Origin of the sequence: Streptomyces phyllanthi, from assembly GCF_009377205.1 — a bacterium.
GTDB classification, from domain to species: Bacteria; Actinomycetota; Actinomycetes; order Streptomycetales; family Streptomycetaceae; genus Streptomyces; species Streptomyces phyllanthi.
The window spans coordinates 1-5,955 of the sequence record NZ_VJZE01000526.1; the positions used below are offsets into that span (position 1 = coordinate 1).

Here is a 5,955-nt window from a genome sequence, read left to right on the forward strand (position 1 = left end):
GGGGCCGCACAGGGCCGGTGACGTGGGTCCGGGTACGGGGCTCCCGGACGCTCCACGTCACCGCCCTGACGGTGTTTCAGAGATGCAGGGGGCGCTTTCCTACCGTCCCCGGGACGTACGGGCCAGCCGGGGCATCGCGATGCCCGCCAGCAGGGCTCCGGGCACGGCCAGGGCCAGCCACGTGGCGGTGGCCTTGTCGCCGCCGATGAGGGTGGTGAAGTTGGCGATGATCAGCCAGATGGCACCGGCGATACCGGCGGCGCCCAGGGCCGGGGCGATCAGCGTGTTCCAGAGCCGGGTGTCACCGGCTCCCGCCTGGCGGAAGTACACGATGACCGAGAGGGAGGTCAGGAAGTACAGCAGCATGATCGCCAGCACCGCGAGACCGCTGAGCCAGGAGAAGAGGGTGAGGACGGGGTCCTTGCCGACCAGCGCGAAGGGGAAGACCAGCAGCGCGGCCACGGCGGTCTGCACGACACCCGCGAGCCAGGGCGACTGCCTGCCGTTGAGCACGCTCAACTTGCGGGGCAGCAGGCCCTCCCGCCCGAGGGAGAACAGGTAGCGGTTGGCGGAGTTGTGGAAGGCCAGGATGCTGGCGAAGAGCGAGGTGGCCAGCAGGATCGGCAGCGCGTCACCCGCCCACGCACCGAGTTCGGCGGACACGGGGGCGGCGACGAAGCCCGCCCCGTCCCCCGCCTCCAGGGCCTTGCCGGCGGCGGCGGCGCTGGCCGACGGCCCGTGCGCCGAGACCAGCATCCAGGAGGTGAAGGCGAAGAACGCGGTGACGAGGACGACCGCGAGATAGGTGGCCCGGGGGACCGTCCTGTGCGGCTCGCGCGCCTCCTCGCCGTAGATCGCCGTCGCCTCGAAACCGAACATCGACGCCACCGCGAACATCAGCGCCACACCGGGCGCACCGTCGAGCGCCGCCGACAGGGAGAAGGAGGAGCCGGGGGCCAGTCCTTCGGGACCGCCGCCCTTGAGGAGCATCACCACGGCGAAGACCAGCAGCAGGCTGATCTCGGCCAGGACGAACACCGCGAGCACCTTGGCGCCCACGTCGACCCCGGCGGCGCCGAGCGCCTGCACGATCACCATCGTGGCGACGGTGATCAGCCACCAGGGCACGTCGAGTTCCAGGTACTGGATCGCCAGACCGTTCATGACGGCTCCGAACAGCCCGTACACCGCGGCCTGGATGGCGTGGTACGCGAGCAGCGCGACGCCCGCACTGCCCGCGCCGGCCGTGCTGCCGAGGCCCTTGCCGACGTACGCGTAGAAGGCGCCCGCGTCCACCACGTGCCGGCCCATCGCGACATAGCCGACCGAGAAGAGCAGGACGACCGCCCCGGCCACCACGTACATGGCGGGGACACCGGGGCCGTTGCCGATGGCTATGGCGACCGGTGCCGCCCCGGCCACACCGGTGAGCGGTGCCTGCGCGGAGAGAACGAAGAAGAGGATGCCCAGAACGCCGAGCGCGTTCTGTTTGAGGGAGCCGGTCGACGCGTAACCGTCGCCGGCCGCGTGCCGCATTCTGGACGCACTTGTAGACATGCCTCACCTGTCGGGCGGAAGAGAAGGATTTCGTTTCGGCTCAAACGAGCGACCCCATGGTTGCCTCAACTCGACTGCCTGACAAGGGAGCGACGCGAGTAGAGCGACAGATTGTTCGGGTTCGTATGACGGCGTGTGTTCGCCCGGCTCTCCGGTGCCGCCGCGTAGAAGGCTGAGGCAGAAGCTTCAGGAGAGTGGCGCACGTCACATTCACGGCTGTCACATCGTGCCCGGCCGTTCCGTCAGGGAGGTGTAACCACGAAAAACGGAACGGGAGTTCACCATGGAAGCGCGTCTGAACCTCTTCGGCAGCCCGGTCGCGGGCAAGTTCCTCCGGTACATCAACTCGGCGGGCAAGGTGATCACGGACTCGACGCTGCCCGCCGCGACCGAGGAACTGGTGAAGATCCGCGCCAGCCAGATCAACGGCTGCGGTTTCTGCACCGACATGCACACCAAGGACGCCGCCCACGCCGGTGAGACCGCTCAGCGCCTCCACCTGGTCGCCGCCTGGCGCGAGGCCACGGTGTTCACCGACGCCGAGCGCGCCGCCCTGGAGCTGACCGAGCAGGGCACCCGCATCGCCGACGCGGCCGGCGGCGTCACCGACGAGGCCTGGGCGAACGCCGCCAAGCACTACGACGAGGAGCAGCTCGCCGCCCTGGTGGCACTGATCGCCCTCATCAACGCCTACAACCGCATGAACGTCGTCGTCCAGCAGCCCGCCGGCGACTACCAGCCCGGCCAGTTCGGGTAGGCGGCCTGTTCGGGTAGGCGGCCGGTCCGGGTAGGCGGCCGGTCCGGGTAAGCGGCCGGTCCGGGTAAGCGGCCGGTCCGGCCCGGTCAGGAGGCCTCGACCGCTGTGGACCGCGGCACCGGCGAGCCGTCCCGCCGCGGCATCCGGGGAAGCCCTGGTCAGCCCCTCCATCACCCTTCGCCTGCTGCGGGGTCTGCCGGGCACCGCCGTGCCCGGCCCCGGGCCCCCGGGGCCAGGGGCCGGGCAGTCCCACGCCGTGGGCACAGTGAAGGCCCACCTGGGCAACGTGCAGACCGGACTCCCCGCCCCCGACCGCGTCGAGACCGCCGCCTGGGCCTGGAGGTCGGGCCTCGTCGACCGGTGACGTCCCGGCCCGTCCTTCCGCCCGGGCGGTCCGGTGGGGTCAGGACGAGAGGGCGTCCTCCACGGTCAGGTGCCACACGGTGGTCGACGGCGCGTGCACATGCGCCTTGTTCTCGATCTTCACGGTGTCCCCGCCTTCGAGTTCGAGGGTCATGTACGACGTGTCGGTGCCGGTGCCCGGGGCGTCCTGCTGGTCCAGCAGCACGGCCTGGTAGTTGGACCGGCCGGGCTCGAGGATGTTGGGGCCGCCGCCGAGGCCGTCCGGCAGCTTGGCCTCTGTCCCGCCCTCGAAGGTGATCTCGGCGATCAGCCCCAGGTCGCACGGTGTCGCGGAGGTGTTCGTGGCGGTGATCAGCAGGTGGTTGATCGGACGGCGCACGGGGGAGACCGCGAGGGTCACGTCCCCGGCCCCGCAGTACGGAGCGCGCCCGCCGGCAGTCGCCGTCGCGGAGGTGTCCGAGGCCTTGGGAGCCGGGGCCTGCCCGGCCGAGCCGGTGGACGGCGAGGAGGCAGGCGACGACTGGGCATCCGGCGACGCCTGGCCGTCCGCGGAGGCCGGATCGGCCGAGCCGCTGGACCCCGCCGTGACCTTGGTCGCGGCGGGGTCACACCCCACGAGGGCGGCGCAGCCGAAGGCCAGCACGGCGCACGGGATCAGGATTCGCTTCGCGGACATGGTGTTCTCTCTTCTCTTCTCGATCGGCGGCCGGTTCGAACCCCGACGCGTCACGGCACGTGACAGGCGTGAGGGAATGAGGGGCAGGCCACCTGGCTCATCCGGGACCGGAGACGACGCGGCCTCGATCGGGCGGACCGCCCGACGGCTGAACTCTGGGCCCTGATCTGTCCCAGGGGCCACGTGTCCCGGGAGTTCGGGGACGCTGGAACGGCGCCACATGCTCTGACCTGCGCAGACAACAGGGCCTGGAACGCGCTTCCGGGACGAGGGGACGAGGGAATGGCCACGGAGACGGCCGAGTTCGCGGCGTTGCTGCTCGAACTGAAGGAGCGCTCGGGCCGCAGCTACGGTGCGCTCTCCGCCCGGCTGCACGTCAGCACGTCGACCCTGCACCGCTACTGCAACGGCACCGCCGTGCCCCACGACTACGCGCCCGTGGAGCGGTTGGCCAAGGCGTGCGGGGCCAAGACCGAGGAACTCGTCGAACTGCACCGCCGCTGGATCCTGGCGGACTCGGCGAGGCACCGGGAGCCCGCTGCCGCGGAACAGGGAGCGAACACGACGGCAGCGGATGCCCCCTCCGAACCCGCGGCTGCGCCGGCGCCCGAGCCGGAGGTGGAGCAGGCGGACCCGGAACCCGAGGCAGCTGCTCCGGTCGAGGCCCCCGCTGCGAGCAGGTCGCGCTCGGTCCTTCCCCGTCTCCTGAGTCGTCCCAAGGCGGTGATAGCCGTGGCCGTGGCGGCAGTCGCCGTCCCGGCGGCCGTCGTGGCAGGGCAACCGGCCGCCTCGTCCCGGCACGAGCCGTCGGCCGGTTCGTCGAAGGCGTCGGTCGTTGTCGACGCCCCTCGCTCGGTCACGCCCTCGCCCGAGTCCTCGCCCGAGTCCTCGCCGGCGGCCGGGGGCGGCAGCACGTCCACGCCCTTCCACGTGACCGTCCTGACGGACAACTGGGGAAGCGTCTGCGACCAGTGGTTCCTGCTCGACCAGTCGCCCGACACGGTGCCCCCGCCACCGGTCAGCCAGGAGGTCGACGGCTGGGCCTCCGCCCTCGGCGCCGAGCCCGCCGGGCATCTGCGGCTGCAGCTGACGGCGCAGGGCACCGGCAGCCGGCCCGTGGTGCTGCACGCCCTCTACGTACGGGTGATCAGCAGCCGTACGGCCCCGAAGTGGAACGCCTACACCATGGGCACCGGCTGCGGCGGTGGGCTCACCCCGGCGTCCTTCGCGATCGATCTCGACGCGGCGGACCCCCGTCCCGAGCCGGTCCCCGGCGAGATGGGGAACGCCGGCACGCCGGTCACGGACTTCCCGTACAAGGTGTCGTCCAACGACCCCCAGGTGCTGAACATCGATGCGGGCACCGTCGGACAGGACGTCAGCTGGTACCTGGAGATGGCCTGGAGCAGCGGGGGTCGGCAGGGCACGCTGCGCATCGACGACCACGGCCGCCCGTTCCACACGGCCGGCATGCGGGGAGTCCCGCGCTACTACTACGGCCTGGAGGGCAAGGACGCCTGGGTCCTCGACACCTCGGAGAGCTGACGCACAGCGCGGCCGGCCGTGCGGCCGTACGGCGAAGGCCCGGTCGTGTGACGCGCCGGGCCTTCGCCGTCTCCGTGTCCGATCAGGAGAACAGCAGGCGCCAGGTCAGCGGTCCGGGGCTGCCGTCGGCGTCGCCGCGCAGTTCCTTCCGTGACTTCTGGAAGTCCCGCACGTTCAGCCGGTCCGCCTCGCCCCAGGTCCTGCTCGGGCCGACCCTGTAGTGGTCGCCGAAGCCGCGCTTCACCAGCTGCTTGCCGAGCTGCAGGACGTACGCGTTCGAGGCTCCGGCCACGAAGTACTTGCGCCCCGGGAACGCCGGGACCTTCGGCTTGGCGGGTGTGGCCGTCTCCGGGGTGTCGTCACCCAGGTCCAGGTCGGCCTTCGCGTACTTGACGATCCTGGCGAAGTCGATCGCGCCGGGGTCGCCATGGGCGTTCTCGGGCACGTGCATGTGCCCGCACACTCCCTTGAAGCCCTTCCACTGCGCGCCCGTCAGCCGCTGGCCGCCGCCGTTCCCGTACGACGTGGGGTACGCGGGCCATGTCTTCGGGCCGGACAGCGGCACGCCGTGCTCCTCGTGCATCCAGGCCAGGAAGCGGGCGATGCCCCGCAGCGCCCAGTCGGGGGCGTCCGGCCAGTAGACGTGCTCCTGGTCGGCGGCCTTCCACCTCGCGTGGGTCTTGGGGTCGCAGGTGCCGACCAGTTCGACCTGGCACACGTTCATGGTGTTCGTCTCGACGCCGCCCCGCAGGTTGACCAGCGCCCTGGAGGAGGTCTCCACGTCGAAGTGCTGGTACCACTTCAGTTTTCTGGCGGCGAGGTCGGGAACCGCCGTCAGGTTCGGTGCGGAGGAGCCGCCGCCGTATCCGGGCAGGGTGGAACCCTCCGTGGTGTGGAGGACGACGACGTTGACCTGCATCGGGTCACCGCCGAAGTCGTCCTGGTACCAGTTCGCCCGGCTCGCGCCGGGGTATCGCTGCGGTCCCGTCTTGGTGCTCATCACGGACTCCTTGGGTGCGTGTGTCCTCGCCCGGTTCGGCGAGGAGGGGAGGAGGGG

At 71.2% G+C, this 5,955-nt stretch carries 5 protein-coding genes; 2 read left to right on the forward strand and 3 right to left on the reverse strand.

All coding sequences use genetic code 11. The features are described 5' to 3' along the window. Window positions 1–99 precede the first annotated feature (99 nt). On the reverse strand, window positions 100–1,536 hold the full coding sequence (locus FNH04_RS39945) for an APC family permease (RefSeq protein ID WP_152791024.1): 1,437 nt from the start codon (window positions 1,534–1,536) through the stop codon (window positions 100–102). Between the two features lie 304 nt (window positions 1,537–1,840). Between FNH04_RS39945 and FNH04_RS39950 the strand changes: the two genes are divergently transcribed. Beyond that, a complete protein-coding gene (locus tag FNH04_RS39950) occupies window positions 1,841–2,314 on the forward strand; it encodes a carboxymuconolactone decarboxylase family protein (RefSeq protein ID WP_152791017.1) in 474 nt (157 codons plus the stop codon). A gap of 403 nt (window positions 2,315–2,717) precedes the next feature. Here FNH04_RS39950 and FNH04_RS39955 read toward each other — a convergent pair whose 3' ends face one another. Then, entirely contained in the window at window positions 2,718–3,353 is a 636-nt protein-coding gene (locus tag FNH04_RS39955; protein WP_194236976.1) for a DUF4232 domain-containing protein, read from the reverse strand. A 282-nt stretch (window positions 3,354–3,635) separates the two neighbouring features. Here FNH04_RS39955 and FNH04_RS39960 point away from each other — a divergent pair, with 282 nt between their 5' ends. Then, complete coding sequence (locus tag FNH04_RS39960; RefSeq protein ID WP_152791021.1) at window positions 3,636–4,898, forward strand: helix-turn-helix domain-containing protein; 1,263 nt, start codon at window positions 3,636–3,638, stop codon at window positions 4,896–4,898. Window positions 4,899–4,980: 82 nt separating this feature from the next. Here the strand turns inward: FNH04_RS39960 and FNH04_RS39965 are convergent, their stop codons facing one another. Then, a complete protein-coding gene (locus tag FNH04_RS39965) occupies window positions 4,981–5,898 on the reverse strand; it encodes a peptidoglycan-binding protein (protein WP_152791022.1) in 918 nt (305 codons plus the stop codon). Window positions 5,899–5,955 lie beyond the last annotated feature (57 nt).

What these genes read in the sequence shown, in the direction of transcription:
- FNH04_RS39945 (WP_152791024.1), bottom strand. Translation starts at nt 1,536, where the DNA reads ATGCGGCACGCGGCCGGCGACGGTTACGCGTCGACCGGCTCCCTCAAA.
- FNH04_RS39950 (WP_152791017.1), top strand. Translation starts at nt 1,841, where the DNA reads ATGGAAGCGCGTCTGAACCTCTTCGGCAGCCCGGTCGCGGGCAAGTTC.
- FNH04_RS39955 (WP_194236976.1), bottom strand. Translation starts at nt 3,353, where the DNA reads ATGTCCGCGAAGCGAATCCTGATCCCGTGCGCCGTGCTGGCCTTCGGC.
- FNH04_RS39960 (WP_152791021.1), top strand. Translation starts at nt 3,636, where the DNA reads ATGGCCACGGAGACGGCCGAGTTCGCGGCGTTGCTGCTCGAACTGAAG.
- FNH04_RS39965 (WP_152791022.1), bottom strand. Translation starts at nt 5,898, where the DNA reads ATGAGCACCAAGACGGGACCGCAGCGATACCCCGGCGCGAGCCGGGCG.